Annotated in this window: 4 protein-coding genes; all 4 read left to right on the top strand. The window is 71.1% G+C overall.

Annotated features, from left to right (window positions below; genetic code table 11):
* On the top strand, nt 1–325 hold a 325-nt coding region (locus HCC78_RS32335; protein WP_172332787.1), incomplete at its 5' end, for a hypothetical protein.
* Nucleotides 326–329: 4 nt separating this feature from the next.
* Nucleotides 330–659: a hypothetical protein gene (locus HCC78_RS32340; RefSeq protein WP_172332788.1), complete on the top strand. Its 330-nt coding sequence runs from the start codon at nt 330–332 to the stop codon at nt 657–659.
* Nucleotides 660–677: 18 nt separating this feature from the next.
* Entirely contained in the window at nt 678–962 is a 285-nt protein-coding gene (locus HCC78_RS32345; RefSeq protein WP_172332789.1) for a hypothetical protein, read from the top strand.
* Nucleotides 959–1789 (top strand): peptidoglycan-binding protein, encoded by an 831-nt coding sequence (locus HCC78_RS32350; protein ID WP_172332790.1) that lies wholly within the window; start codon nt 959–961, stop codon nt 1787–1789. The genes HCC78_RS32345 and HCC78_RS32350 overlap by 4 nt, the downstream gene beginning before the upstream one ends.
* Nucleotides 1790–1893 lie beyond the last annotated feature (104 nt).

Consider the following 1893-nt stretch of genomic DNA (forward strand, 5'->3'; position numbering starts at 1 on the left):
CAAGTTTTCCCCGATTGTGCCGGTCCCCGGCGACCTCGGCCGCCTCACCGCCGTCTCGATCACCGGCGACGTCATGGATCTTGCCGGGCTGGCGGCAGACGGCACCACCGCCTGGGCCGAAAGCCATGACCTGTCCGGGCTTGCCGACGGCGAGGCCGCCGAACTGGCTTCCGCATGGCTTCTGTCGGCGCGGCGCGACGATGGCGCGCTGGAAGCGCTGGTCATGCTGCCGATCGCGCAGGACGCGCCGCAGGCTTCGTGCTTCCCGGCCGCGGAAACCTGGGCCGATGGTGCCGTGACGGTGCCGCTCTACGCCACGGCCTGACCTCATGGCGCTGATCGAACGGACCGACGATGGCGGGCTTCGCCTCAACGGCACCATCCCGATCCTGACGCTGGTGGGGATGATCTGCGCGGGCGTCGTCTTCGCGGTGAAAACCAGCGAGCAGACGGCGCGCAACGCCGCGGACATCCGGCGGATAGAGGTCGCCCTTGGCGTCACCAACGCCGACATCAGGGAGCAGCGCACCGCGCTGCAGGCCGGGCAGCTGACGATTGCCCGCGTCACCCAACGTCTCGACGGCATGGACCAGACCCTGGCCGCCATCCTGATCGAGCTGCGCGAGGTCCGGAAGGGCCTCTCAGCCGAGCAACCCTGATCACCAACGGAGACTCCGATGAACTTAGAACCTCTCGCCTTCTGGAAGGCGCGGAGCAGCTGGCTTGCGCTCTTCGCCGTCCTGTCCTCCATCCTCGGCCGCGAGATCGACGTGGCCTATGCCGACCTCGCCTCGCAGCTGGTCACCGTGCTGCTGACCGGCGCGGCGCTCTGGCAGCGCAAGGCGCCGCAGCGCGCGATCAGCCTGACCGATGCCAACGTGCAGGGTGCGCTGGTGGCCGCCGTCACCTCTGCGCCTGTTGCCGAGAAGCTCGGCGCGCTGGCGCGGGGGCTGTTCAAGTGATCCCGATCCCGCGCGATGTCATCGCCTGGGCGCAGCGGCAGCTGCGCGCAGGCGACCCGGATCTTGCCGATGACGGGCTGATCGGCCCGGACACCCACGGCGCACTGATGGGCTGGGCCTATGGCCGAGAGGCGGACCTGCCGGACTTCTGGCCCGACCTGCCGGCCGAGCGGCTGATGGCGGCGTTCCTGCAGATCGAGGCGCGGGCCGCCGGGCGCGACCCGGGGCCGGTTGACGGCTGGTGGGGGCCGCGCACCGCGGCCGCGGTCGAGGTGATGACGGGCGCGGCCGATCCGCTCTGGCGCGACCGGCTGGACGCAGCGCGCCCGGCCTTCCCGGTCGAGACCCGCGGCCAGCAGGAGCTGGTCGCCTTCTACGGCCTGCCGGGCCGGGAGGGCGGCTACCGCCCGCCGCTGGTGCAGGTGCCGGTGCCGTGGGTCATGCGACTCGCCTGGAACACCTCGGCAACGCGGTCCTTCCTCTGGATCCACGAGAAGGCCGCCCCGTCAGCCGCCCGCGCGCTCGGCCGGATCGCGTCGAGCTACACCGAGGCGGAGATCCGCGACCTCGGGATCGACCTCTTCGGCGGCGACTATGCCCCCCGCAAGATGCGCGGCGCCGACCGCCATTCGCTGCACAGCTGGGGCATTTCCATCGACTTCGACCCGGTGCGCAACGCGCTGCGCTATGACAAGCGGACGGCCCGGCTCGCGCAGCGCGACGCGGTGCCGTTCTGGAGCGCCTGGGAGTCCGAGGGCTGGTGCAGCCTGGGACGGGCCCGGGACTACGACTGGATGCACGTCCAGGCGGCCACGCGCGGCTACTGACATGGGGTTCAGAATGGAAAAGCAGGTGCGGGGCACGACGCTCCGGATCCAGTCCGTCGACATGGGCGGTGGGCAGGCGCTGCCTACTGGATGGGTGGTCACCG

The organism is Mangrovicoccus sp. HB161399 (genome assembly GCF_013184745.1).
GTDB lineage: Bacteria > Pseudomonadota > Alphaproteobacteria > Rhodobacterales > Rhodobacteraceae > Mangrovicoccus.